This window comes from Sphingobacterium sp. 2149 (assembly GCF_031455655.1).
Taxonomy (GTDB): Bacteria; Bacteroidota; Bacteroidia; order Sphingobacteriales; family Sphingobacteriaceae; genus Sphingobacterium.
On the sequence record NZ_JAVDTD010000018.1, the window covers coordinates 19,933 to 45,331 of the forward strand.

Here is a 25,399-nt window from a genome sequence, read left to right on the forward strand (position 1 = left end):
TGACATAAAAATTGGTGAAAAGCACATTATAAAGTCTAATATTTTGGTTTTTAAGAGAATTAAAGCATTTTTGTACTGTATAAACAAACTTTTTATCAGGTTGATATGAAAAAATTATGGATGTGTTTGTTGTTCATAACAACAGGCTTTACTGCATTTGCCGACGAAGGGATGTGGTTTTTAATGTATTTGAAGCGTCTGAATGAGTCAGATATGCAGAAAAAAGGACTTCGTTTAAGTGCCGAAGAAATCTACAGCATTAACAACTCTAGTCTAAAAGATGCAATTGTACAATTCAACGGCGGATGTACAGCAGAAATCGTTTCAGACCAAGGCTTGGTATTTACCAACCACCATTGTGGATATGGTGCCATTGCCGAACTTTCTACGCCGGAAAATGATCATTTGACAAATGGCTTTTGGGCCAAATCCAAATCTGAGGAACTAAAGCCAAAATCTCTGTCGGTTCGCTTTTTTGTTCGTATGGATGATGTTTCCAAGCGAATCTTAGGTCTCGTGAACAACAAAATGTCTGAAGATGAACGTAAAAAGATCATCGCAGCTGAAACGGCTAAAATCCAAAAGGAAAATAGCGAAAACGGCAAGTACGTGGTTGAGGTAAAATCATTCTACCAAGGCAACGAGTACTATTATTTTGTATACCAAGATTACAATGACGTTCGGTTGGTAGGAACCCCTCCAAATAGCATTGGAAAATTTGGTGGTGATACCGATAACTGGGAATGGCCACGTCATACTGGTGACTTCTCAATTTTCCGTGTCTACGCTGATAAGAATGGGAATCCAGCAGAGTATGCACAGGACAATGTTCCTTTGAAACCTAAGCATTTCCTTCCTGTAAGCTTAAAAGGTGTTCAAGAAGGAGATTTTGCGATGATTTTAGGTTACCCTGGTCGTACAAACCGTTGGATGCCTTCAGGAGGGATCAATCAGAATGTGAAATTCGCCTATCCCGCCTGGGTAGAAGCGTCTAAAACTGGTATGGATGCGATGAAAAAATTTATGGATCAAGATCAAGCGGTCAAATTGAACTACGCGTCTAAATACTCTCAAGTAGCGAATTACTGGAAAAATCGTCAAGGGATGATTGACGCTTTGACATTGCATAAAACGGCGGAAGCAAAAGCAAAAGACGAGGCTAAATTTGACAAATGGGCAAATAAAACTGCAAATAAAGCCGAATATGGTGATGTCATCAATACAATCAATGAGTTTTATGCAGCAACGAACGATAAAGCTAGACATGACAACTATTTAATGGGCATGTTGCGTTCCAGTGCGATTGCAGCTCTTCCCTATTCAATCGGATCCGGATTGGAAGTATATACTGCTGGAGACGAAGCGCAAAGGAATGCAATTCTCCCACGTTTAAAATCTGCCATAGATGCTGGTTATGAAAAGATGTACATGCCTCTTGAAGAGCAAGTATTGATTGACGAATTGAACCTGTATGCTAAAAAGGCTGGAAATATAGCACCATATATTGCAGAATTGGCAGCTAAGAACAATGGCGACTTTACAGCTTTTGTCAAAGAAGCTGTGAAGAACAGCATCTTCGCTTCGGCTGAACGCCTGAACAATTACTTGGAAACTCCGAATGCTGAAATCTTGGCAAATGACCCATTGTATAAACTTTCTTCAGCTTTACTCAATAGATATCGTCAAACCGATCCTAACTGGAAAATCCAGGACGACAAATTTGAAGCTGCTTATCGTAAGTATGTTGCCGGGGTATTGGCCTCGAATCCAAAAGGTAAATTCTATCCGGATGCCAACAGTACTTTGCGGTTAACTTACGGTTCGATAAAAGGCTTACCAAACGATCCGCGTAACGATGCTGACAAGAACTTTTACACGACATTAAAAGGTACCATTGCAAAGTACAAAAAAGGTGATGAGGAGTTTGATTTACCACAACGTTTAATTGACCTGTATAATAATAAGGACTATGGTCGCTATGCGGACAAAAAAGGATATTTACCAGTAAACTTCCTAAGTGACAACGACATAACAGGCGGAAACTCCGGGTCGCCAGTAATAAATGGTAATGGCGAATTAATTGGCCTAGCTTTTGATGGTAATATTGAAGCAATGGCTGGTGATGTAATCTTTGACCATAAGCTACAACGTACAATTTCAGTGGATATTCGTTATGTATTATTTATCATCGATAAATTTGCAGGGGCGACCAACATTATTGACGAACTAAAGATTGTTGAATAGTTTTTTCAGCTTTTTCGAATAAAAAAAACGAAATTTATTTTCTATTTGATTCGTTTTTGTATATTTAAGGAGTGTTTAGGAAAAACCATAAAAACTAAAATTATAATTATAAAAAAATGGAAAACTACGTAAAATTAAAAGAGTTAGTAGCTTCTATCGAAGCTGATGCAGACAAGTTCTTCAACAATGGTAATTCTGCAGCTGGTACACGTGTACGTAAAGGATTACAAGAAATCAAAACTTTAGCACAAGAAATTCGTAACGAAGTAACTGCTAAGAAAAACGACGGAAAATAGTCTTTTTCGGAGTTAACATAAAAAAGGCCTTTCAAATGAAAGGCCTTTTTTTAGAAGGCTGCAGTCTCTCATAGACCTTTTCCCCTCCATCGTTTTTACTTTGTATTACAAGTTAGCTGACAAAAAGGTAATTATTATTGGAACAGCATTTTGCAATGTTTATAAATTGCCAAGTTCCATAATAAATTGAACAGTTTCTTTATTCATGTGCTCAGATAGTACACTTGTAAACTGATCGGTCATCGCCTTTCTTGACAAACGTTTCACTTTAGTGTTCTCTAACTTCTTTTTATCCATCACAACGGTGTTACTAAATATGACTTTTGTTGCAAAATAGGAAACGTGCTGACTTGGCACCACTAACCCTAAAATCATCCCAGGCAGACCATTGATAGATTCGGGACCGCCGCTGATGGGAATTTCATTGCAATAGTAGCCAATGACATAAATAGAGTCTGGTGTAATACCATTGGCCCTCCTACAATTATACCCTGCAATCTCGCGATACTCATCTGTGATTTTCCACTTGATACGCCTCATCGAGTCCTGAACGATGATTTTCTCACCTACTATATCGTTATATCTCAAAAACGATCGGTTAAGCATATTGGAAAGTGTTGTTGCATCAAAATCCAATGCAAGCATCATAATGTACTGTTTAATCTCAGCGTCCAGCCCATCATCTTTTATAGATTCAAATAAAGTCTCTGTAGTATTGAATTTCAGAGATTTCTTCAATATCGCACTTTCCGGCAACCTAGGTACTATACGCTCAAAAAACTGCTTTGAGTTATTATCGGCCTTACTGATAAATTTTTTAGTTACGATATTCTTCATGTACATCGTTTTGTCGTAGGAAATAGTCCCAGCTCGTCCAAATAGCACGTACTGTGCTTTTAAACCTAGGGCAGAACAACAGAAAAGGAGAAAAAAGATATATTTTAACATTGTATCTTGCTTAATATTTTATAAAAACATTTTTGTAAAATCCCATGATAGTTTAAGCATATAATATCTGCGTATCGTATCATACCGGCGTTGGGTGAAGACAGAAGTCGATGCCGAGCGGCTAAAGCCTTTATTCTGATTAAGAATATCGTTGATCATAAAATCCAAGACCAATGATTCGTCTTTCAAGAATTTCTTACTCACACCCGGATGCAACAGAAACTGCTCAAACTTCTCGTCAAATGCTTTTGTAGCTGCTTCATAGGAGTAGGTATAATTGGTATAAACCTTAAATGTTTTGTTGAAAAAATACTCCACACTTCCATTGGAAGCAAATACAAAACCGTTGCTGTTGGTATTGCGTTCCAAACTTGATTTCATCAAACGATATTGTGGACTAAAGTTCAGATCGAAATTTAGACCAGTTTTGGTATCTCTCTTGAAATTATACGTAAAATTGAAATTCGTCGTATTTACTTTATTCAATTGGTGATTGAACATATTATAGTTGTCACTCATATTCACATAAAACTGTGGTGAATTTGACAGTCCTAGTTTTTTGCTCAATTTGAAGTAAACTCCAGACCAGACATTCAGGGAAGTATTTGTTTTGCCCACCACATTATTCCAAGTATAAGTGTTTATTCCTTTTAGCGTATCAATATTCTGCGTAATTGGATTCTTTTCTGTAGAAATATTACCTCCGACATAGAGATAATTTCCACTCAATACACGGAAAGAGTTATAATTCAAATTCAATGAATTCCTAAATGATGGTTTTAAGTTTTCATTCCCTAAATAACGGTTAATCTGATCTGAGTTATCTAAGATCGGTTGAATTTGACTCATGGAAGGCAATTGATTTTTACCGGTATAGTTCAACCATAAACCCTTACTTTTCGTAAAAGAATAGCCTGCACTTACATTTGGATTATACGTAAAGTAGCTTCTCGTAATTCCTTGGATCGTATAGTTATTGAACTGTTTCAGTTTGTCATTATTGAAATTGTTAGCAACCGTGAACTTAAATTTTTCAGTGGTATGAACTATGGCTAATTTGTATTGACTACTGTTGCGATCAAAATCATAGTTATTACTGAACCGGCGGTCCAATTGATTATAATTCCCCTGTCCATCATTATTGAAAGATTCCACTAAAGAACTACTGCTGCTCTGCTCAATTCCTGTTCCGACAACAAGATTCCAAATTTTGGATAAGGGTTCGGTATAGGAAATTGAAGCACTCAGCACATCGCTTGTATTATTGCGCACCTTACTTTGATCTGTCAATGAATCTGTTTTTAGGCCATAATTTCTCAGATCGGAGTTGAGATGCCCAGTACCTTTCATCTCATTTCTTTTCCATTGACCATCAAATGTAAAAGAGCGTCCTTTTTTCTTGAATTTATGGGTAAAATAGGCGCTAAAGTTGAACTCGTTGATGTTATTTTTCACCAATTCCCTTGTATTCTCGGCAATGGTTGTATCTGCGTCTTGGCCAAACTGATAAGCTTCACGTTTGTTATCTGACCAAAGATTCTTTCTTGATGCTCCACCTCGTATGGTCAGCAGATTTGATGAATCTAATTTCAGATCATATTTCAGATTGGCACGATGCTGGTCATTTTCAGTATCGACATTCTTCACTGATTTGTTATTGATCAAACCGCTCATAATCGTTTCATCATTTCCATCGCTGCTCAATCGTCCATATTTGTAATTCATGTTAACTGTATGTTTATCCTTATCAAATTTATCCGAGAAGTTAACGCCCGAATTTATAGCCTTAGGTACACCAACTACCCCTTCTCCTGAAAAAGGATCTGTAAAACTGGACCAGCTCATCGATCCGTCTTCACCATAAGATACCCCCGAATCACCACCATACTTTTGTGCATCCTGCCAATTCATGCTCGTTGTACCATTGTTACCAAAAAGCCCATATAAGGATATTTTCTGTGCTCCCTTAAATTTGTTCAGCATCAATTGCCCCATATAGTAGTCGTCGGTTCCCACTCCAACAAGTGCTTTCCCAAACATACCGTTTTTGGAACCGTCCTTCAACTTAACATTGATGGTTTGCTCACGCTGACCATCATCCACCCCAGTTCGCTCGGCCTGTTCTGATTTTTTCTCGTAAACCTGAACTTTATCCACCATATCCGATCGGATATTGCGCGTCACCAAGGTCGGATCGTCGCCAAAAAACTCCTCTCCGTCTACCAATACTCTCTTCACTGTTTTACCTTGTGCAGTAATCTTTCCGGACGCATCAACGGTGATTCCGGGCAAAGCTTTTAGCAAATCTTCGACCTTGGCATTTTTTTCCACTTTAAAGCTACCGGCATCATAGTCTGTGGTATCGCCTTTAATTGTAATCGGAATACGGCCAGTAACGATAACCTCTTGTAATAATGTAGCTGTATTTGTCATACCAATAGCCAATCTGGAGTAATCCACACCAGGTTGAATCTCCGTATAAAAATCGCCATACTTGGGATAACTCACAATCAGCACATAAGATCCTGTATCGGGCTTGGCTAAGGAAAACAGACCATTTTCGTCAGATCTCGTAAAGCCTGTTAATATAGAGTCTTTAGCAGTCAACAGCATGATTGTTGCGTCTGATAACTTTAATTGGTCCTTTACATCACTTATTTTTCCAGCAATCTTGGATTGACCTAAGGCCAGACCAGGAATAGCAAAAATAAAAAATAAGAGCATTTGTAAAACTCTTCTCATAAAATTGTTGGATAGTGAATTATTATAAATATAACATTAGTAGATAAAACCAATGTTTTGTTACAGTAAATTTAATTTTATTTCTTGAAAGATGGATTCTCGCATCTAGCTCAAGTAATCGACGGAAACAAGAAAGTCCATTTCGCAAAAACTCAGATCCTGTATATTCTACCAAAAAAGGACTTTTTACGATAATGGATAATGTTTCTTCTGTTGCATATAGATCAACTGCCACAACTGGAGACAGAAGAAACATATCAACACGGCAAAAGATATTTGGCAAGCTATCCCACTATAATTTTTAAGATTTGGGTTTATGTCCGCCAGTTCAATTTTGGCCATGAGATAGTTATTCAACATGATTCCGCAAACGGTTCCCAGGAGAAAAAATGTAATTGCATATTTTTTATTTGACAGCGCTTTCTCTCTATTTTTCTCAAGTGCTGCAATACTACCCATGATCCGTTGTTCAAAATCGTCGAATGGCACTTCTACTTTGCTCATTTGCATAACCTTACTGAATTTTTCATGCTGCTTATCCATAATATTCTGCTTTTTTAATTAACTGACTCAATATGATCTGCATATTTTTACGGCCCCGGTGCAAGATCACTTTTGTATTTGCTAATGTCCACCCCATAATTTCCTGAATTTCATCCATCGACTGTTCTTCGAGATAGAATAAGCGTAACGCAACAGACTCCCGGGCAGGCAGAATAGTGAGTGCATCGTTGATCATTTCTTTTCTTTCATGTTCGATTATTTCATCCAATACAGAATCCTCATGCGACGTGTCATGATGGGATAGATCAAAATTGACCAGGTCTAGTTTCTTATGGCGAATGGCATTAAAAGCCACATGCACCACAATCCGGTAAAACCAGGTACTAAATTTGGATTTTCCTTTAAAGGATGACAGCGATTGATAGCACTTTATAAATGCTTCCTGAACGGCATCTTCTGCCAAATGCTCTTCCTTTACAATAGAAAGAGCGACAGAAAATGCCATATCCTTATACGTTTTTATAAAATAACGATAAGACTCCACGTCACCTGACAGAACTTTCCGAATATAGATCTCATCCATTGGTGGGTTAAATATCGCGTTTTTTATCCAATCGGTTAGCAATTATCATTGCAAGCCCTGCAGAAATAATCAAAATTGCTACGGCGAGTGAATCCGGCAAATCAGTCTTGATATAATTGTCCAATACACCGACAATGAATAAACCAATTCCGATACCTAGAACCAAAATCCCCGGCTTTTGCCAATCTATAGGCTCCCTTTTTCTGCTCTCGCCGGGAACATGTACTGCGGTACTCCGATAGCGCATAATAAAATAAACACACAGGGTGATACATGTAAATAACCCGATCCCCAAAATGGCTCCTACTGATTGCTTTTCCATAATTATTTGAATTAGTTTACTCATTAGTCACCATCATTCCCGAAAAGGTTACAACAAATTGAGTTAAATGTGTCGATTTGTGTAAATTTGTTTCAAACACAAACAATATGCAAAACATTAAAGAATATGTAGAAGCAAACAAGCAACGTTTTTTAGATGAGTTGTTTGATTTATTGCGTTTACCGTCAGTAAGTGCTGATCCTAAATTTAAAGGAGATGTGGAGAAGACTGCTGAATTTGTTGCTCAGAAATTGCGTGAAGCAGGAGCCGACAATGTAGAAGTTTGTCCTACTGCTGGTAATCCAATCGTTTATGGAGAAAAAATTATTGACCCGGCGCTACCTACTGTATTGACTTATGGGCATTACGACGTACAACCTGCTGATCCATATGAGTTGTGGGATACCCCTCCTTTCGAACCGACAGTCCGTGATGGCAAAATTTATGCACGTGGTTCTGCCGACGACAAGGGTCAATTTTATATGCATGTAAAAGCCTTCGAATACATGATTAAAAATAATGCCTTGGCATGTAACGTCAAATTTATGATTGAGGGTGAAGAGGAAGTTGGCTCAGTCAATTTAGGTACCTTCGTTAAAGAAAATACAGAAAGACTGAAAGCTGATGTTATCGTTATTTCGGACACATCGATGATTAGCATGGAGCAACCTTCCTTAGAAACTGGCTTACGTGGGCTTTCTTATGTCGAAGTGGAAGTTACTGGTCCGAACAGAGATCTACACTCCGGCGTATATGGAGGAGCTGTTGCCAATCCGGCGACAATATTAGCAAAACTGATCGCGTCGTTACATGATGAGAACAATCATATCGCTATTCCAGGATTCTATGATGACGTTGTCGAATTAACTACTGAAGAACGCAAAGCATTAAATGAAGCGCCTTTTGACATTGAAGAATACAAAGCAGACCTTGGTATTCAAAATGTCTGGGGAGAGAAAGGCTTTACGACACTAGAACGTACCGGTATTCGCCCAACCTTAGAAGTAAATGGCATTTGGGGTGGATATATTGGTGAAGGGGCCAAAACCGTATTGCCTTCGAAAGCGAATGCAAAAATCTCCATGCGCCTTGTGCCAAACCAAAACTCCCAACGTATTACAGAACTTTTCAAAAAACATTTTGAAGCTATTGCCCCAGATTATGTGAAGGTAGAGGTCAAACCTCACCATGGTGGTGAACCAGTTGTGACACCGACCGACAGCGTCGCTTACAAAGCTGCAGAAAAAGCCCTGCATGAAACATTTGGTGTTCAGCCTATCCCTACACGTGGCGGCGGTTCTATTCCAATCGTTGCTCTTTTTGAAGAAGTACTGGGTTTAAAAACAGTGCTTTTGGGCTTTGGCTTGGATAGCGACAACCTACACTCGCCAAATGAAAAATATGGTATTGTGAATTACCTCATGGGAATTTCAACAATTCCATTATTTCATAAATATTACGCAGAACTAAGTAAATAATTTAGTTTTTCATTAGATAAAGGGTTATTTTTAAATTTTAGAAATAACCTTTTATCGTTTTATGGATTTTGATTTTCGCTTAATTGTTTTTTATACTGCAGCTCAACACCTTAATTTCACCAAAACTGCTTCGGCACTTTTCATCTCGCAACCTGCAGTAAGCAAAAATATCCAAGAACTGGAAAAGAAACTCGGAGTACCGCTCTTCGAAAGAAAGGGAAACAACCTCAACCTCACTGATTCAGGTCAAATTTTATATAAATATGCCCAACAGATTATTACGCTGTATAATCAGGCTGGCCAAGAAATACAAGAATTGCAGGAAGGCCGAAAAGGAAAACTTATTTTAGGGGCTAGTACAACTATTTCTCAATACGTTTTACCAGCTTTACTTGCCGACTTTCTAACGCAATATCCTAACAATCGCATCGAGTCTTTTCAATCCAATAGCCGCAGCATTGAAGAACAACTTATCGATAAAACATTGGACCTAGGTATTACTGAAGGTTCTACAGACAATAGAGCCCTGAAATATATTCCTTTTATGAAGGATGAGCTCGTCCTAGTCACAAATAGCAAAAACCCACTATTAGCACAATTAAAAAAACCTGCATTGTCAGACATGACACGACTGCCTTTGGTACTACGCGAACAAGGTTCGGGGACACGAACAATTATTGAGAACGCACTAAAAGATAATCGCATTAACTTATCAGCAGTACATATAGAAATGATCTTACCTTCAACAGAGAGTATAAAAGGCTACCTAGCCCGTCGCGACAGCTTCGCTTTTTTGTCTATTCATACGGTTCAAAAAGAAGTATTAAATAATTTGCTGACCATTATCGATATTCCACAACTGAAAATAGAACGTTACTTTTATTTTACCCATTTGTATGGAGGTCTTTCGGGCACGCCTAATCAGTTTCTACAATTCTGCCTGCGACAAAACTTCGGGTTATAACTAAAGGTTATATCTCATAAAAAAACGGGGTTTTAATTTCGGGGTTGAGGCAACTAGATTTGTACAAATAAATTAGTGTAATGGATTATAAAAGTCTGACAAATTATTTAAAAGCCCTAAGCTGGATCATTGTCGCATTGATCATTACGTGTACAACTTTATGTGTATTTCCGTTAAAATATGAGGGACATCAAAGAGAACCAGATTCTCTTGAAATACGCAACGACTCGCTTGTTACCCACGTTTCCCAATTCAAAGGAATTTCCTTCAATGATAATCCCGAGGGCGAAATGGCCCGTTATGGTGAACATCTAATTAAAAGAACCTACGATTATTTTTATGATGGGGAAGTCAAAATAGGGAACAAGCTTGCCTGTAGCAGCTGCCATCTCAATGGTGGCACAAAAGCTTTTGCGGCTCCATATGTTGGTCTCACGAATGTTTTCCCAACATATATCGCACGGGAAAATAAGATTGAATCACTCGAAGAACGTATTAATGGTTGTTTTGAGCGAAGCATGAACGGCCGAGCCATACCAGAAAACAGCAAAGAGATGAGAGCTATCGTCACCTATATTAAGAATATTAGCGTAAATACCGTTAACAAGGGTCGGCTGGCAGGTCAAGGATTTATTAAAATGGATATTCCCAACCGCGCTGCAAACTTGAAACATGGTCAGCTGGTTTTTGAGAACAAGTGTACAAGCTGTCATGGAAAGGATGGACAAGGTCTTCCGCAAGTGGCTGGAAAAGGATATCAATATCCTCCCTTATGGGGAAAAGATAGCTACAATGATGGTGCTGGAATGGCACGATTACTTACCGCTACCCGTTTTATCAAAGCTAATATGCCTTTGGGCGCAACTTATGACGCACCGCAATTGAAGGACGATGAGGCCTATGATGTCGCAGCATATATCAATTCTTTCGATAGGCCCCAAAAATCAAATAAGCAATTGGACTATCCCAATCTAAACAGAAAGCCCAAAGACAGCCCATACCCCCCGTACGCCGATAACATAAGCATAGAACAACATAAACGCGGTCCTTATAATTTCTAACCGTAGACACCCCATTAAATCAATAATAAATATGAAAAAACAATTTACAATCGCTTGTATTCTTTTAGCGATAACGACTATACAAGCGAAAGCACAGGAAAACAAATTGTTGCTCAATAATCAGCAATACACTGGTGCTGTTGCAAAGAAAAAAACGTATAAAGCGATCTATCAGTTGGACAGTAATGATCCAAAAACAATTGAAAAAGCAATCCGTAATATTAACAATGTATTAAAAGACCCGCGATTAAAGGGGCACTTGCAGGTTGAATTAGTTGCATTTTCTGGTGGTACAGAAGCTTACTTAAAAAAGAACAGTCAGTATGAGAAACCATTGAAGGATCTGGTAGAGAAAGGTGTTATCATAGCCCAATGCTTAAATACTTTGGAAGAGAAACATATTGCCAAAGAAGAGCTATTTGATTTTATAGGCTACGTACCCAGTGGCAATGGTGAATTAATCTTACGAGCAAATGAAGGTTGGGTTATCGTTAAACCATAAGTATAATGAAAAATTTTCTACTGCTTGGTCTAACAATCGCATTATTGGGAGCTCAGGAAATTAAAGCACAAGAGCATCGTTTTGACCCACCTTGGAATAATCCACCCGAATCGGCGCTGAATTTTACGGTACCCGGGATAGATAATATTCCAGACTTATATGGTGATATCGAAAATCCGCAGCTTACCGTTTTTTTCGCGGGCAATCAATTTATGGTGGTCGATGATCTACTTGCATCATTCAAAAAAGAATACCCACAATACGAGCGTATTTTTGTTGAAACACTCCCACCAGGCATTTTAGCTAAGCAGATTAAAGGCGGATCAATCACGATAGGTAATCTACGCCTTACACATAAGCCAGATATTTATACCGCAAGTAAAAGAGCGATCAATGAAATGGCAGATTATTTCAGCTATACACAGGTTTATTGCTACAACAATATCTGTTTAATGGTTCCAGCAGGAAATCCTGGCAATGTCAGCACATTGAATGATCTGGGAAAGGAAAATATTCGTATTAGCATGCCTAACCCTCAATGGGAAGGAATCGGTGAACAGATCAAAGCATCCTATAAAAAAGCGGGCGGCGAACAACTCGTCAAGAAAATCATGGAAGATAAGGTCAAAGATGGCAGTACTTACCTAACCAAGATTCACCATCGCGAGAGCCCTATGCGGATATTATACAATCAGGCAGACGCGGCTCCAGTCTGGACTTCAGAAGTAGTATACCAAAAACTCATTGGTCATCCTGTTGAAGGAATTATCATTCCGGATGCTTACAACACTAATGCAAGCTACGTTGCTGCTAAGTTAAAAAAAGCGCCACATCCCCGGGCTGCCGATGACTTTTTAAAATTCATGAAATCGCCGACAGCGAAGTTCATTTACAGAAAATACGGCTTCACAGTAGACTAAAAAAGAAAATGGGTAATTAATTATCCATTTTCTTTCTTTACTTTAGGTCAAAATTAGTTGACTTGTATGATCCTATTGCTTAAAAAAATCCATCGGTATTGGTACTTTATCAGCGTTCTCCTTGTTTTCGTCCTATTTTTCCCTTATATCTATTTTTTAGCACGGCGTCCCGAAATAAACTATGCCAAAATTGCGCGGATGAGACGCTGGGTATCAGTTGGTGGGTCGGCACTGGCCGGTGTATTTTTTAAGGTCAGCTATGAATCAAAAATAGATTGGAACCGTTCCATGGTACTGTGTCCCAATCATACTTCAGTCCTGGATATAACAGCCCTCACCTATTTGTGCCCCGCCCCTTTTTCATTTATCGGAAAAGCTTCACTACTTAAAAATCCGGTGACACGAATTTTTTTCAAAACAATAGACATCCCCGTCACTAGAAGAAGTAAAGTATCGTCATTCAAGGCATTCCAGCGCGCCAATGAACTTGTGCAAAATGGCCGAAGTGTCGTTATCTTTCCAGAAGGAAAAATTGACGATAGTTTTCCACCTCAGATACACAAATTTAAATCTGGTGCCTTTCGTATCGCGATTCAGAACGATGTACCCACGGTTCCAATTATTATAGAAAATGCTTGGGATATCTTCTTCGATGACGGTTCGAAAAGGGGATCTCGACCAGGAATTGTTAAAATACATGTGTTCAATCCGATAGAGACCAAAGATTTTAACGATGATAATGCAGCAGAATTGGAGAAAGTGGTCTATGAGAAAATGCAATCCTATTGGATTATGAAGAATAAATCGTATTTTCATAACCTAGAGAATCTCCAAAAAATATGTCAGGAAAGATCTTAATCGAAATCAAGGATATTGCAAGAGAATACCAGATTGGCGCTGAAACAATTCATGCTTTAAGCTCTGTAACGCTCAATATCCATAAAGGAGAATTTGTCGCCTTAATGGGGCCCTCGGGCTCAGGAAAATCCACGTTAATGAATATTCTTGGCTGCTTGGATACACCAAGCCGGGGAGATTACATCCTCAATGGAATTAATGTTAGCGAGATGACTGACGATGAACTTGCGGAAGTAAGAAATAAAGAGATTGGTTTTGTCTTTCAAACATTTAATCTTTTACCTAAGAATACAGCACTTGAAAACGTAGCTCTCCCGCTTATTTATGCGGGGTATACTAAGGTTAAGCGGGAAGAAAAAGCCACTGCTGCACTAGAAAGCGTGGGCTTAGGACATCGTATGGACCATAGGCCCAATGAACTTTCGGGAGGACAACGACAACGTGTTGCTGTTGCAAGAGCACTAATTAACGATCCATCCATTATTCTTGCCGATGAGCCAACAGGAAACCTCGACACAAAAACGTCCATTGAAATTATGGGCCTACTTGAAGAAATTCATTCTAGAGGTAATACCATCATTCTAGTCACACACGAAGAAGATATCGCGTTACATGCACACCGTATTGTACGTATGCGGGATGGGCTGATTGAAAATGATTATCCTAACCCCGATATTAAATCAGTGTCCCCAAGATTGAATGCTTTAAATGAAAAGGGAAGTGATTTCGAGAATATTTAAAAATATTATAAAACTATAAATCAACAACTTACATTAAACCCTCAAAAATAACATGCAATTTACTTGCTTAAGTTAAATTAAATCATAGTTTTGCGAAAATAGAGAACTTAAATTGTTTTTATATGTATTGGACATTAGAATTAGCTTCGCATCTAGAAGATGCACCGTGGCCAGCAACAAAAGATGAATTAATCGATTACGCTATTCGTTCGGGTGCACCTGTTGAGGTGATTGAAAACTTACAATCTCTTGAGGATGATGGCGAGCCATATGAAAATATCGAAGAAATTTGGCCCGACTATCCAACAAAAGACGATTTCTTCTTCAATGAAGATGAATACTAAAAAATAAAAAACGCCTTTAAAATAAAGGCGTTTTTTATTAAAGGCTGCTCCTGCCATTCGTAGACGATACAGTGTAGCTCATATGGTGTCTCACAAAGGTTTTTATGCTATAGTTTTAATCCATTTTAATAAAGACAAGTCTCATAGGTATGAAGATAAAATTAAAGCTATTATTGTTTTTGTTTATACGCTGTATGGTCTGCCCAAGCTCATTTGCGCAAGAACAACAAATTGCCAATAAAAATATTGTTGTTTTAAAAAGGTTTGTCCAACGTCTACATGATCATAATCTAGCTACCGATGTTATTCTAAGTCAAGACCTAATAACATCAGAAAAACAAGAAGAAGATATGCAGGAGTACTTATTGGCGAGTATCGACGAAATCAGGATAAATATACAAAGTAAGGATATTGAAAAATTGGAATATCTCAGCTTTGATCAAGCGGGAAGGAAAGAAACAAGCGATATAGATCTAGAAGGTATTGATCCGCAGCAAGTTTACTTTGTCAAATATCTCAAACGTTTTGTATTTGCTGTAGTCATTCGTGATAAAAAAATTGCATCGCTCACATTAGTCTCTAAAGGCAATAACAAAGCCCATTTTGTTTTTTATTAATTTCTCTTAAGATCTTATACCTAGGTCATTTTATATCACTTATTTAAATATCGCTATCAAAGAAAAATTCAAGTAGTCTTTTGACACTATATTGTATAGCATAATTATAAGCAATAGGAGGGTAATGATGCTTCCTTAAAAATTTTTCAATAAAAACACTTGCATTTTATAATTCTATCAACCATATTTGTATTAATAAAAATAACAATGATAATAACTGTATCAAATAAAGCTTGGTGGTGGCGCAACGGATAACGTTGTGGCAAAATCCTATTGCATTATTTGATTAATACATCAAGATATGATGGGCTTGCCTAAATTAGGTAAGCCTTTTTTTATTTAAATTAACCATGAAAGAAATTTTAGCTCATTTATTTGAATACAAGACATTTTCTCGGCAAGAAGCCTACGAAATCCTCACCAACATTACGATGGGCAAATATGACAGCCACCAGATTGCTGCTTTTATGACGGCCTACGGTATGCGAAGTATCCGTGTTGAAGAGCTCGGGGGATTTAGAGATGCGATGTATGACTTATGCCTCAAACTGGAGTTTAGCGGTTATAATTTAATTGACCTTTGTGGTACTGGTGGTGATGGTAAAAATACTTTCAATATCTCAACGATAGCATCTTTTGTTACAGCTGGAGCTGGTTACCACGTCGCGAAGCACGGTAACATCGGCGTCTCCTCAAGCTGTGGGTCATCCAATGTCATGGAATATTTAGGTTATCGATTTAGCAACGATAAATCTGAACTACAACGTCAGCTTGATGAGGCCAATATTTGTTTTCTACATGCACCGCTGTTTCATCCGGCCATGAAAACCGTTGCTCCAATACGTCGTGCGCTAGGCGTTAAGACATTCTTTAACATGCTTGGACCATTGACAAATCCGGCCAATCCAAGATTTCAATCTGTTGGTGTATTTAGTTTAGAATTAGCAAGACTGTATGGATATTTATATCAAAACACCAATAAACAATATTCCATTATTCATGCTTTAGATGGATATGATGAGATATCCATGACTGGCGATTTCAAGATAATCAATAATCAAGGGGAGAATTACTACAGTATGGAAGATCTCGGTTTTGAGACGGTTTCAGCGCATGAGTTAACCGGGGGAGACAGCGTAGCAGACGCTGCCAAAACATTTTTATCTATCTTGAATAACAAGGGGACAGATGTACAAAATAATATTGTTTTGACCAATGCTGCCTTTGCTATTAAAACATTTAATCCCGAAAAATCTTTCGGTGACTGTTTTTATGAAGCTGAAAGCTCATTGATGGAAGGCAAAGCTTTGCGAAGCTTCCAAAAACTAATTAAAAAATAAGATGGCGATCAAAATAAAAGTTTGTGGTATGAAATATTCCGACAATATAGCGGCTGTAGCTTCTCTGGGAGTGGACTATATGGGATTTATATTTTATGATCAATCCAAACGTTATGTTGGCGAAAACTCTTCAATATATATAAAGGAGCTTGAGAACCTAAACAAGGTTGGAGTTTTCGTCAATGCAAGCCTGTCAGAAATTCTTGTTAAAAAAACTGAATTTAAATTAAATGTAATTCAGCTACATGGAGATGAATCTGCAGAATTCTGCCGCGAATTGAAAGAAAAATCAAAAGCTACGATCGTTAAAGCTTTCGGAGTAGATCAAGACTTTGATTGGATAGCTTTGGATTCTTACGCTAATATTGTAGATTACTTTTTATTTGATACGAAAAGCAATTCCTACGGCGGTACGGGATTACAATTTGACTGGTCCCTATTGGACCAATACACACTTATCACGCCCTATTTTCTGAGCGGTGGTTTGGACGCTGAAAATATCAAAACAGCGCTAGAAAGAAATGATCCTCGGCTATACGCCCTGGATTTAAATTCAAAATTTGAAGTAGAACCCGGGTTAAAAGATATTGATCTATTAAGCCAAAGTATAAATACTATTAAAAATGAGTATATATCAAGTCAATGAAAAAGGATATTATGGCCCATTTGGAGGAGCCTATATCCCTGAGATGCTCTATCCAAATGTGAAGGAGCTACGTGAAGAATATCTCAAGATTATCGAAGAAGAGAGCTTTCAGGAGGAATTTAATCAACTGCTCAGCGATTATGTTGGACGTCCATCTCCCTTATATCATGCCAAGCGTCTATCGGAAAAATATGGAACTACCATTTACTTAAAACGTGAGGATCTTAACCATACCGGAGCCCATAAAATCAATAATACCATTGGCCAAATTCTATTAGCAGAACGCTTGGGTAAAAAGCGTATCATCGCAGAGACCGGTGCAGGGCAGCATGGTGTTGCCACCGCTACAGTGTGTGCACTAAAAGGGATACAATGTGCGGTTTATATGGGTGAAATTGATATTCAACGCCAAGCTCCAAACGTTGCACGGATGAAGATGATGGGAGCCGAAGTTATCCCAGCGACATCAGGGTCAAAAACACTAAAAGATGCTACAAATGAAGCGTTAAGGGATTGGATAAACAATCCTGTCGACACCCATTATATCATTGGCTCTGTTGTAGGCCCACACCCTTATCCTGATATGGTTGCTCGGTTTCAGTCTATTATTTCTGCAGAAACGAAAAAACAGCTCTTCACAAAGACGGGAAAAGAAAATCCAGATATAGTGTTGGCGTGTGTCGGAGGAGGCTCCAACGCCGCAGGTATGTTCTATCACTATCTGGATGAAGAATCAGTTCAATTGTATGCTGTCGAGGCCGCTGGCCACGGTGTTGATTCAGGCGAATCCGCTGCTACAACAGCGTTAGGAAAAGAAGGAGTCTTGCATGGAAGTCGCTCCATCCTTATGCAAACAGCAGATGGTCAGGTCATAGAACCGTATTCCATATCCGCTGGGCTCGACTATCCCGGAATTGGCCCGCAGCACGCCTGGTTATTCAAATCTGGTAGAGGCAGCTACGTTAGTGTGACTGACGACGAAGCCATGCGTGCAGGCCTTGAACTTACGCGATTAGAAGGTATCATACCGGCAATTGAAAGTGCCCACGCGCTCGCTTATTTAGAGAAAATTCCTTTTAAAGGTGATGAGACCGTCGTTATCTGTCTTTCTGGCCGCGGCGATAAGGATCTGGATAATTATATGAAATACTTTGATTTTTAAGTCATGAATACAATTGAAAAAAAAGAAGGTACTCCCCTTTTATCGATATATTTTACAGCTGGGTATCCAACATTGGACAGTACAATAAGTATTGCCAAGAAATTGGAAGAAGCCGGAGCGGACTTTCTGGAAATTGGTTTTCCCTATTCCGATCCTGTTGCGGACGGACCTGTCATTCAGCACAGTTCAGAAATTGCTTTGGCAAACGGTATGACGCTAGAAAAGCTGTTCGACCAATTGAATGACCTCCGTGAGCATATCAGCATCCCTGTATTTCTCATGGGATATTTTAATCCTGTGCTACAATTTGGTGTTGAAAAATTTTGTGAAGCATGTAAAAATGTAGGTGTAAACGGAGTGATTATACCGGATCTACCCATGGATGAATATGAAGACTTTTATAAAGAAACATTCGAGAAAAATGGAGTTGCCAATGTATTTATTGTAACACCACAGACATCGACAGAACGAATCAGAAAAATAGACAGCCTTTCTAAGAGTTTTATTTATTTACTTTCTTCAAATGCCACAACGGGTAAAACACTCGATGTCGGAGACAATACCGCAGCTTACTTCAAGCGGGTAAATGACCTTCAATTAAAAAACCCCTTGATCGTCGGCTTCGGTATTTCTGATAAAACAACCTTTCAAAAGGCAACTAGAGATACTGCAGGAGCTATCATAGGCACCGCATTTGTTAAACGGTTAAAAGATCAGGATTACCTCAACCAAATCCCATCATTTATCTCGTCCATCAAAGCTTAATCCACAAGCTAAAAATTAGCAAAACATTATTTTTTTAATAAGCGTTCGATCTAAATTCTTTTTTCTTGGATCGAACGCTTATTTTTAAGGCAGTTTTGAAGATATATTTTTTTTCAAAGCGAATAACTTTGCTGTCTTGATTCACCAAGGAATAAAACAGCCAGGCGATCAATACTGATATAACCATGGATACTCGACGAGATTTTTTAAAAAAAGCAGCTATGCTTGCTGGAGGGGCCTCTCTCTCCCATGTTATTCCATCCGCTATTGCAAAGGCAATGGCCATAAATCCAGCATTGGGCAGCACGTTTTATGATGCCGAGCACGTGGTTTTATTAATGCAGGAAAACCGTTCATTTGATCATGCCTTTGGGACACTGCGTGGTGTAAGAGGTTTTAATGATCCTAGAGCTATCCGGCAACCCAATCGGAATAAAGTCTGGTTTCAGACGCAAAAATCCGGAGAAACGTTTGCTCCTTTTCGATTGGATATCAAAGATTCAAAAATTACCTGGATGGGCTGTCTCCCACACAGCTGGACCGATCAAACCGACGCAAGAAATAATGGTAAAATGAACAGATGGCTGGATGTCAAACGTTCCGGATTTAAAGAATTTGCCAATCTGCCTTTAACTATGGGGTATTATACCCGTGAAGATATTCCTTTTTACTATTCACTGGCAGACTGTTTCACTATTTGCGATCAGCACTTTTGTTCAAGTATCACCGGTACTAATCCCAATAGACTTTACTTCTGGACTGCTAATATCAGAGAAAATCTGACGGGAAAAGCTTTAGTTTGGAATGGCGACTCCGAGTTTAGTGGCAAGGCGACATGGACAACCTTTCCCGAACGCCTTTCCGAATTAGGTGTAGACTGGAAGATCTATCAAAATGAAATTTCTTCGAGCAGTGCGGGATATAGTGGTGAAGCAAACAGCTGGTTAGCTAATTTTGGCTGCAATCCAATGGAGTACTTTCGACAATATCAGGTCAAATATCATCCGCGCTACCGTCAGCTTCTTACTTTAAAAAAGGAAGATCTCGAGCGTAAAATGAACGAAACAACAGCTGTCGACACACGTGAAAAATTAAATAAAGAGCTCAAGCATATCCAAGAGGAACTACAGTTATATACCGCCGAGAACTTTGAGAAGCTTGACGAGCGGACAAAAGATATTCATCGCCGTGCTTTTGTTAACAACAGCGCACAGTCCGATTACATGGAATTAGAAACTATGCAGTATCAGGAAGGGGATCAACAGCGAAAGTTACTGATTCCTAAAGGCGATGTTCTTTATCAGTTCCGAAAAGATGTTGAGGAGGGTAAACTTCCCACGGTATCTTGGTTAGCTCCACCGCAGCTTTTTTCTGACCATCCCGATTCTCCTTGGTTTGGAGCATGGTATGTTAGCGAAATTATGGACATTCTTACCCAGAATCCAGAAGTTTGGAAAAAAACAGTCTTTATACTTACCTATGACGAGAATGATGGATATTTTGATCACTTTGCACCTTTTACAGCACCAAATCCTAACGAAATAGAAAGTGGGAAAGTATCAGATGGAATAAATCCTGCGCTAGAATTTGTACGTCGTGATGAGCAATATTATCCTGAAAGCGGAAGAGAAAGCAATATAGGTCTCGGTTATCGTGTACCGATGATCATAGCTTCTCCATGGACCAGAGGTGGCTGGGTTAATTCGCAAGTATTTGACCATACCTCCAGTTTACAATTCCTAGAGAAATTTATAACATATAAAACCAAGAAAGAGGTAAAGGAGACCAACATCAGCACTTGGCGACGTACCGTATGTGGAGACTTAACTTCGGCATTTAGACCCTACCATGGTGAAACTATGAATAAACCAATGGTACTTGAACGAGAGCCTTTTATCCAAGAGATCCACCAAGCAAAATTTAAAGGCGTTCCCATGGGCTTTAAAGCGCTTGATCAATCGGAAATCACACAAATTGAACAAGCCCCTAGTAGTTCGCCCTATTTCCCAAAACAAGAAAAGGGGCTTCGGGATTCGTGTATCCTTCCTTATGAACTTTATGTACATGGCGAATACCAACCCAAAGGGAATTATTGGGTCACATTTGAGGCTTCAAATAAAATCTTTGGCGAGCATTCAGCGGGTTCGCCTTTTACAGTCTACCATGCGGCTGACTACAAAGGAGAAGTTGGAACCTCAAGAAATTATGCTATTTCTCCAGGAGACAGTGTAACAGACCTTTGGTCACTAAACGACTTCGAAAAAGAAATATATCATCTCGAAATTCACGGTCCAAATGGATTTTATCGCAAATTTAAAGGCGATGCGAATAATCCACATGTAAAGATACGATGCACCTATGAAAAATGTAAAAATGAATCAGCATTTAGTGGCCGTTTATCTTTCTCCTGTACAAATCATGGAAAAACAGCTCAACAACTTATGTTTGAAGATATCAGCTATGGTCAGAAAAAAAAGACTGTGAAAATTAAAGCTGGACAAGTTATCATCATACATTTTGACTTGGCTAATCAACACTTTTGGTATGACTTCCGACTCACTTGCGCTGGCTTTCCAAACTTTGTGGAACACTATGCCGGTCGTGTCGAGATTGGAAATGCAGGAAAAAGCGATCCCTTATTCAATCGATAAACAAAGAGAAGGGCTGTTCAAAAAGACTGGATAGCCCACGTTTATTCGACTTTGCTGCTGACCCACAAAATTTCCTGACTAAACCGCTTTAATACATTCATTCGTAACAATTACAAAACGATTAATCTCGAATACAAAATACAAGAATACGGTTACCTTCAGCAGAGATAAAGCACATTCAAGTCACAAACTACACCGAAAGAAGATCCGATACGTTATTCCTGTATACGACGAGCGAGATGGTAGAAGCCCTTATATAATAGTACTGCCCCAACAATCAAAAAGCTAGCTAATAAATATGAGCCGACCGAATTGATAAATAATACATACATAACTCTGGTTATTTTTGGTTTTTCATTTGTGTCTACAAGTTATAACATTTATCCAAAATTTTATAAAAAAAAATTGCATATTTTCTGTATTTTTGTCTTGATGAAGAAAATCGCACTATTTATCGGCTTATTTTTCTATTTGCTCGCAGCAAGTGGTGCCTCAGTGCATCTTCATTTTTGCCAAGGGGAAACACAAAGTGTCTCGTTATCGGAAAGCCATAATATAGCCTGCCCTCTTTGTGTCAAGTCTACAAAAAAACAGCAGAAACACTGTCATGAAACAGGAAGCTGTAAAGATGTTAAGATCGAAGCACAGAAGGTCGACAACTTCAGCAGAGTAACACAAAATCTTGATTTTAATACTTTTTCTCCCGCAATAATTACGCTTCATTGGATACTTAATTATTATCATTTCTCTGGGGAGGAAGACGATTTTTCTAAACTAAAGTATACCGGTTTTGCGAGCTACAATAGACAGAGCCCTCCTGTTTTTATTCTCAATCAAAATTTTAGAATTTAATATCACCTCTTTTCACTGAACGCAGTTCACTTTCTTGAATTGATTTAAACGCAGTATAATTTTTATATTTTCATAAGAATGGCAGACTGTTATTCCCAACAATCATCTTTCCGTAGCGTATCACGGAACAAAAAAAGCGGATTTTAAATCGTTCAGCAAAAAAATTGTAGAACTGAAAAAAATAAATCCGTACTCCTTGCATATGGTTGCGCGATATCATGGAGGTAAAAATTAAATGCTAGTTGAAGCGAATACTCTTAATTAAAATGATGAATCGAATTTTCAAAAAAATATATACGACAACCATTCTAACCTTATTTTTTCTGGCATTTGTACAGGCACAGACCGACAGTACGAGGACGCTTACCGTAGCTGGGAATTGTGCCATGTGTAAAAAACGCATTGAAACCGCAGCGAAAATGCATGGTGTAGAAACGGCCGTTTGGAATACAGGAGACAACCTCTTGCAAATCAGATATAACTCCCAAAAAGTTCAGCTGGAGACAATCAAGAAAAATATCGCTCAAGTTGGCCATGATGTAGACAACTTAGTTGCCACTGATGAATCCTATGCTAAGCTCCATGAATGTTGTATGTATCCGCGATTGGAAAATGGCAAAATACCCGAAAAGAAAACTATAACAACCGATAACCATGACCATCCACATACAGTAACCGGTGTGGTCGTTGAAGAAAACCAAAAGGGGGATCTTAAACCCATTGTTGGAGCCAATTTACACTGGGCCAACCTGCCTACCAAAAATACAAGGACAAACGAAAATGGCGTTTTTAAATTAGACCATAAAGAAGGATTCGACAAATTGGTGGTAAGTTACGTTGGAATGAAACCTGACACCATCACCATCAAAGATCTGCATGAAGTCATTATGATTACAGCAAAGGGTAATGTGTTGATGGAAGTTGAGGTTAAAGGAACACGACGCTCAAATTACATCGACCGTATGACACCTGCACGATTAGAAGTTCTCACGGGAAAAGAGCTCTTTAAAGCAGCTTGCTGTGATTTAAGCGAAAGCTTTGAAACTAACGCTTCTGTCGATGTTGTCAGTGCTGATGCTGTAACAGGTAGTAAACAGATTCAGATGCTAGGCCTGAGTGGTATTTACACCCAATTAACTGTCGAAAACTTACCCGGGCCGCGTGGGCTGGCTTCTCCATTAGGCTTAAATTCTATTGCAGGAACATGGATTGAATCAATTCAAATCGCGAAAGGCATAGGTTCCGTTGCTAACGGTTTCGAAAACATGGCCGGACAGATCAACGTCGAACTGAAGAAACCTCAAAATTCGGAAAGATTGTTTTTTAATGCCTATGCGAACAACATGGGCCGCACAGATGTCAACTTAAATCTTTCACAAAAAATTGGTCAACATTGGTCGACGGCAGTCCTATTGCACGACAATTTTATGTACAATAAATCTATGAACTTTAGTCACAACGGGTTTAGAGATATACCAGTGGGTAATTTATTCTCCGGTGTCAACCGCTGGTTTTATGAAAATGGAAAAGGGCTGATGGTACAATTTGGGGTCAAATATCTCAATGATGACCGTACGGGTGGACAGATTGATTTCAACGAAAAGACAGATAAGGGAACCACAAATCGCTATGGTTTAGGATTTGATATTGAACGCGTAGAAGGTTTTGCCAAAATTGGTTACGTGTTCCCCGAAAATAAGCACCGTAGCATTGGTCTCCAACTCGCAGGATCAAACTATAATCAGAAAAGCTATTTTGGGCTTAATAACTACGATTCGGAGCAACAAAATGGCTATGCCAACCTCTTATTTCAAGATATCATCGGAACTGTTGCCCATAAATATCGTGTTGGAGCATCGGTTAATTATGACAATTACGACGAGTGGTACTTAAAAGACAAAAACTTCAAACGTAAAGAGGTTGTTTCGGGCGCATTTGCAGAATATACCTATAGTCCATCAGAAAAGTTTGATGCTATCATTGGTCTACGCCAAGACTACAACTCCCTGTATGGTTGGTTTACAACTCCTCGTATACATTTACGTTATGCGCCGATTTCAGGAACAACAATTCGGGCTAGTTCTGGACGAGGTCAACGTACAGCAAATATATTTGCAGAGAATACCGCAGTCCTGGCAAGTAGCAGAAAATTGATTATTCAATCACCTAATGTATACGATAAAGCTTATGGGCTCCAACCGGAAGTTTCGTGGAACAGCGGAATAGCGATAGACCAAAGTTTGCAAATATTTGGACGAGAGGCTTCGGCATCTGTTGAGTTCTTCCATAACAGCTTCTCTAATCAGGTTGTCGTAGATTATGAAAATCCCCGAGAAATCAATTTCTATAATTTGTCTGGAAATTCTTTCTCCAATAGCTTACAAACAGAATTTCGTTTTATGCCAGCTCCTCATTTTGAAACGAGGTTGGCCTATCGCCTACTTGATGTGCAGACTGATTTCGAAAGTGGCAGAAAGACCAAACCGCTATTAGCTAAACACCGCGGCTTTGTCAACCTAGCCTATAACCACCATGCTGGCTGGAGTGTAGATTATACATTAAATGTGGTTGGACAAAAACGCATTCCATCAACCATTGAAAACCCTGTCGAATATCAGATGCCTACAGCATCGAAAGCATACGCGACAATGAATGCACAGATTAGCAAAACTTTTGGGAAAGAGAAAAATTTGACCGTGTATGTTGGTGGAGAAAATCTATCTAATTATTTCCAACGTATGCCAATCCTCGCAGCAGATCAACCTTTTGGACACTATTTTGATACATCAATGCTTTGGGGGCCTTTAACAGGACGCATGTTCTACACTGGTATTCGGTATTTCATCAAATAAAAATGAAA

The 25,399-nt window shown here is 38.8% G+C and carries 23 protein-coding genes; 18 read left to right on the top strand and 5 right to left on the bottom strand.

What is annotated here, in order from left to right; translation table 11 throughout:
* Window positions 1–105: 105 nt before the first annotated feature.
* Both J2X77_RS21930 and J2X77_RS21935 read left to right on the top strand, forming a co-directional pair.
* Window positions 106–2,244 carry a S46 family peptidase gene (locus J2X77_RS21930; RefSeq protein ID WP_209578579.1) on the top strand — a complete coding sequence of 713 codons (2,139 nt, stop codon included), beginning with the start codon at window positions 106–108 and terminating at the stop codon, window positions 2,242–2,244.
* Window positions 2,245–2,360: 116 nt separating this feature from the next.
* Window positions 2,361–2,540 (top strand): hypothetical protein, encoded by a 180-nt coding sequence (locus tag J2X77_RS21935; RefSeq protein ID WP_046674057.1) that lies wholly within the window; start codon window positions 2,361–2,363, stop codon window positions 2,538–2,540.
* Between the two features lie 159 nt (window positions 2,541–2,699).
* Here the strand turns inward: J2X77_RS21935 and J2X77_RS21940 are convergent, their stop codons facing one another.
* The 5 genes from J2X77_RS21940 to J2X77_RS21960 all read right to left on the bottom strand — a co-directional run bounded on the left by J2X77_RS21940 (window position 2,700) and on the right by J2X77_RS21960 (window position 7,639).
* On the bottom strand, window positions 2,700–3,488 hold the full coding sequence (locus J2X77_RS21940; RefSeq protein ID WP_209578580.1) for a GLPGLI family protein: 789 nt from the start codon (window positions 3,486–3,488) through the stop codon (window positions 2,700–2,702).
* Between the two features lie 18 nt (window positions 3,489–3,506).
* Window positions 3,507–6,230, bottom strand: coding sequence for an outer membrane beta-barrel protein (locus tag J2X77_RS21945; protein WP_209578581.1), 2,724 nt, complete (start codon window positions 6,228–6,230; stop codon window positions 3,507–3,509).
* 186 nt (window positions 6,231–6,416) lie between these two features.
* Window positions 6,417–6,773: a hypothetical protein gene (locus J2X77_RS21950; RefSeq protein WP_209578582.1), complete on the bottom strand. Its 357-nt coding sequence runs from the start codon at window positions 6,771–6,773 to the stop codon at window positions 6,417–6,419.
* Entirely contained in the window at window positions 6,766–7,317 is a 552-nt protein-coding gene (locus J2X77_RS21955; protein WP_209578583.1) for an RNA polymerase sigma factor, read from the bottom strand. The genes J2X77_RS21950 and J2X77_RS21955 overlap by 8 nt, the downstream gene beginning before the upstream one ends.
* Before the next feature lie 7 nt (window positions 7,318–7,324).
* Window positions 7,325–7,639, bottom strand: coding sequence for a hypothetical protein (locus J2X77_RS21960; protein ID WP_209578584.1), 315 nt, complete (start codon window positions 7,637–7,639; stop codon window positions 7,325–7,327).
* Window positions 7,640–7,746: 107 nt separating this feature from the next.
* Here J2X77_RS21960 and J2X77_RS21965 point away from each other — a divergent pair, with 107 nt between their 5' ends.
* The 16 genes from J2X77_RS21965 (at window position 7,747) to J2X77_RS22040 (ending at window position 25,391) form a co-directional block, all read left to right on the top strand.
* Window positions 7,747–9,117 carry a dipeptidase gene (locus J2X77_RS21965; protein ID WP_209578585.1) on the top strand — a complete coding sequence of 457 codons (1,371 nt, stop codon included), beginning with the start codon at window positions 7,747–7,749 and terminating at the stop codon, window positions 9,115–9,117.
* Window positions 9,118–9,178: 61 nt separating this feature from the next.
* Window positions 9,179–10,081, top strand: coding sequence for a LysR family transcriptional regulator (locus J2X77_RS21970; protein WP_209578586.1), 903 nt, complete (start codon window positions 9,179–9,181; stop codon window positions 10,079–10,081).
* An 80-nt stretch (window positions 10,082–10,161) separates the two neighbouring features.
* Entirely contained in the window at window positions 10,162–11,142 is a 981-nt protein-coding gene (locus J2X77_RS21975) for a c-type cytochrome (RefSeq protein ID WP_209578587.1), read from the top strand.
* A 31-nt stretch (window positions 11,143–11,173) separates the two neighbouring features.
* A complete protein-coding gene (locus J2X77_RS21980; protein WP_209578588.1) occupies window positions 11,174–11,644 on the top strand; it encodes a DsrE family protein in 471 nt (156 codons plus the stop codon).
* A gap of 5 nt (window positions 11,645–11,649) precedes the next feature.
* On the top strand, window positions 11,650–12,564 hold the full coding sequence (locus tag J2X77_RS21985) for a substrate-binding domain-containing protein (RefSeq protein WP_209578589.1): 915 nt from the start codon (window positions 11,650–11,652) through the stop codon (window positions 12,562–12,564).
* 198 nt (window positions 12,565–12,762) lie between these two features.
* A complete protein-coding gene (locus tag J2X77_RS21990; RefSeq protein ID WP_310082528.1) occupies window positions 12,763–13,422 on the top strand; it encodes a lysophospholipid acyltransferase family protein in 660 nt (219 codons plus the stop codon).
* The gene (locus tag J2X77_RS21995) at window positions 13,404–14,162 is read left to right on the top strand and encodes an ABC transporter ATP-binding protein (RefSeq protein WP_209578591.1); all 759 of its coding nucleotides are present in this window, start codon (window positions 13,404–13,406) and stop codon (window positions 14,160–14,162) included. Before J2X77_RS21990 ends, J2X77_RS21995 begins: the two co-directional genes overlap by 19 nt.
* A gap of 122 nt (window positions 14,163–14,284) precedes the next feature.
* Window positions 14,285–14,506, top strand: a complete 222-nt coding sequence (locus J2X77_RS22000) for a DUF2795 domain-containing protein (RefSeq protein ID WP_028072584.1) — start codon at window positions 14,285–14,287, stop codon at window positions 14,504–14,506.
* A 149-nt stretch (window positions 14,507–14,655) separates the two neighbouring features.
* A complete protein-coding gene (locus J2X77_RS22005; protein WP_209578592.1) occupies window positions 14,656–15,123 on the top strand; it encodes a hypothetical protein in 468 nt (155 codons plus the stop codon).
* Between the two features lie 350 nt (window positions 15,124–15,473).
* Window positions 15,474–16,463 carry an anthranilate phosphoribosyltransferase gene (trpD, locus tag J2X77_RS22010; protein ID WP_209578593.1) on the top strand — a complete coding sequence of 330 codons (990 nt, stop codon included), beginning with the start codon at window positions 15,474–15,476 and terminating at the stop codon, window positions 16,461–16,463.
* Window positions 16,464–16,491: 28 nt separating this feature from the next.
* Window positions 16,492–17,109, top strand: a complete 618-nt coding sequence (locus J2X77_RS22015; protein WP_293939569.1) for a phosphoribosylanthranilate isomerase — start codon at window positions 16,492–16,494, stop codon at window positions 17,107–17,109.
* Window positions 17,087–18,271, top strand: a complete 1,185-nt coding sequence (gene trpB, locus J2X77_RS22020; RefSeq protein ID WP_209578595.1) for a tryptophan synthase subunit beta — start codon at window positions 17,087–17,089, stop codon at window positions 18,269–18,271. The genes J2X77_RS22015 and trpB overlap by 23 nt, the downstream gene beginning before the upstream one ends.
* Window positions 18,272–18,274: 3 nt before the next feature.
* Window positions 18,275–19,036: a tryptophan synthase subunit alpha gene (gene trpA / locus J2X77_RS22025; protein WP_209578596.1), complete on the top strand. Its 762-nt coding sequence runs from the start codon at window positions 18,275–18,277 to the stop codon at window positions 19,034–19,036.
* Between the two features lie 185 nt (window positions 19,037–19,221).
* Complete coding sequence (locus J2X77_RS22030; protein ID WP_209578597.1) at window positions 19,222–21,687, top strand: phosphocholine-specific phospholipase C; 2,466 nt, start codon at window positions 19,222–19,224, stop codon at window positions 21,685–21,687.
* 432 nt (window positions 21,688–22,119) lie between these two features.
* Window positions 22,120–22,539, top strand: a complete 420-nt coding sequence (locus J2X77_RS22035; RefSeq protein WP_209578598.1) for an HYC_CC_PP family protein — start codon at window positions 22,120–22,122, stop codon at window positions 22,537–22,539.
* Window positions 22,540–22,805: 266 nt separating this feature from the next.
* Complete coding sequence (locus J2X77_RS22040; RefSeq protein ID WP_209578599.1) at window positions 22,806–25,391, top strand: TonB-dependent receptor domain-containing protein; 2,586 nt, start codon at window positions 22,806–22,808, stop codon at window positions 25,389–25,391.
* Window positions 25,392–25,399: the final 8 nt, after the last annotated feature.

What these genes read in the sequence shown, in the direction of transcription:
- J2X77_RS22000 (WP_028072584.1), top strand. Translation starts at nt 14,285, where the DNA reads ATGTATTGGACATTAGAATTAGCTTCGCATCTAGAAGATGCACCGTGG.
- J2X77_RS21940 (WP_209578580.1), bottom strand. Translation starts at nt 3,488, where the DNA reads ATGTTAAAATATATCTTTTTTCTCCTTTTCTGTTGTTCTGCCCTAGGT.
- J2X77_RS21955 (WP_209578583.1), bottom strand. Translation starts at nt 7,317, where the DNA reads ATGGATGAGATCTATATTCGGAAAGTTCTGTCAGGTGACGTGGAGTCT.
- trpD (WP_209578593.1), top strand. Translation starts at nt 15,474, where the DNA reads ATGAAAGAAATTTTAGCTCATTTATTTGAATACAAGACATTTTCTCGG.
- trpA (WP_209578596.1), top strand. Translation starts at nt 18,275, where the DNA reads ATGAATACAATTGAAAAAAAAGAAGGTACTCCCCTTTTATCGATATAT.
- J2X77_RS21985 (WP_209578589.1), top strand. Translation starts at nt 11,650, where the DNA reads ATGAAAAATTTTCTACTGCTTGGTCTAACAATCGCATTATTGGGAGCT.
- J2X77_RS21990 (WP_310082528.1), top strand. Translation starts at nt 12,763, where the DNA reads ATGAGACGCTGGGTATCAGTTGGTGGGTCGGCACTGGCCGGTGTATTT.
- J2X77_RS21970 (WP_209578586.1), top strand. Translation starts at nt 9,179, where the DNA reads ATGGATTTTGATTTTCGCTTAATTGTTTTTTATACTGCAGCTCAACAC.
- J2X77_RS21975 (WP_209578587.1), top strand. Translation starts at nt 10,162, where the DNA reads ATGGATTATAAAAGTCTGACAAATTATTTAAAAGCCCTAAGCTGGATC.
- trpB (WP_209578595.1), top strand. Translation starts at nt 17,087, where the DNA reads ATGAGTATATATCAAGTCAATGAAAAAGGATATTATGGCCCATTTGGA.
- J2X77_RS21930 (WP_209578579.1), top strand. Translation starts at nt 106, where the DNA reads ATGAAAAAATTATGGATGTGTTTGTTGTTCATAACAACAGGCTTTACT.
- J2X77_RS21950 (WP_209578582.1), bottom strand. Translation starts at nt 6,773, where the DNA reads ATGGATAAGCAGCATGAAAAATTCAGTAAGGTTATGCAAATGAGCAAA.
- J2X77_RS21995 (WP_209578591.1), top strand. Translation starts at nt 13,404, where the DNA reads ATGTCAGGAAAGATCTTAATCGAAATCAAGGATATTGCAAGAGAATAC.
- J2X77_RS21980 (WP_209578588.1), top strand. Translation starts at nt 11,174, where the DNA reads ATGAAAAAACAATTTACAATCGCTTGTATTCTTTTAGCGATAACGACT.
- J2X77_RS22040 (WP_209578599.1), top strand. Translation starts at nt 22,806, where the DNA reads ATGATGAATCGAATTTTCAAAAAAATATATACGACAACCATTCTAACC.
- J2X77_RS22015 (WP_293939569.1), top strand. Translation starts at nt 16,492, where the DNA reads ATGAAATATTCCGACAATATAGCGGCTGTAGCTTCTCTGGGAGTGGAC.
- J2X77_RS21965 (WP_209578585.1), top strand. Translation starts at nt 7,747, where the DNA reads ATGCAAAACATTAAAGAATATGTAGAAGCAAACAAGCAACGTTTTTTA.
- J2X77_RS22035 (WP_209578598.1), top strand. Translation starts at nt 22,120, where the DNA reads ATGAAGAAAATCGCACTATTTATCGGCTTATTTTTCTATTTGCTCGCA.
- J2X77_RS22005 (WP_209578592.1), top strand. Translation starts at nt 14,656, where the DNA reads ATGAAGATAAAATTAAAGCTATTATTGTTTTTGTTTATACGCTGTATG.
- J2X77_RS21935 (WP_046674057.1), top strand. Translation starts at nt 2,361, where the DNA reads ATGGAAAACTACGTAAAATTAAAAGAGTTAGTAGCTTCTATCGAAGCT.
- J2X77_RS22030 (WP_209578597.1), top strand. Translation starts at nt 19,222, where the DNA reads ATGGATACTCGACGAGATTTTTTAAAAAAAGCAGCTATGCTTGCTGGA.
- J2X77_RS21960 (WP_209578584.1), bottom strand. Translation starts at nt 7,639, where the DNA reads ATGGAAAAGCAATCAGTAGGAGCCATTTTGGGGATCGGGTTATTTACA.
- J2X77_RS21945 (WP_209578581.1), bottom strand. Translation starts at nt 6,230, where the DNA reads ATGAGAAGAGTTTTACAAATGCTCTTATTTTTTATTTTTGCTATTCCT.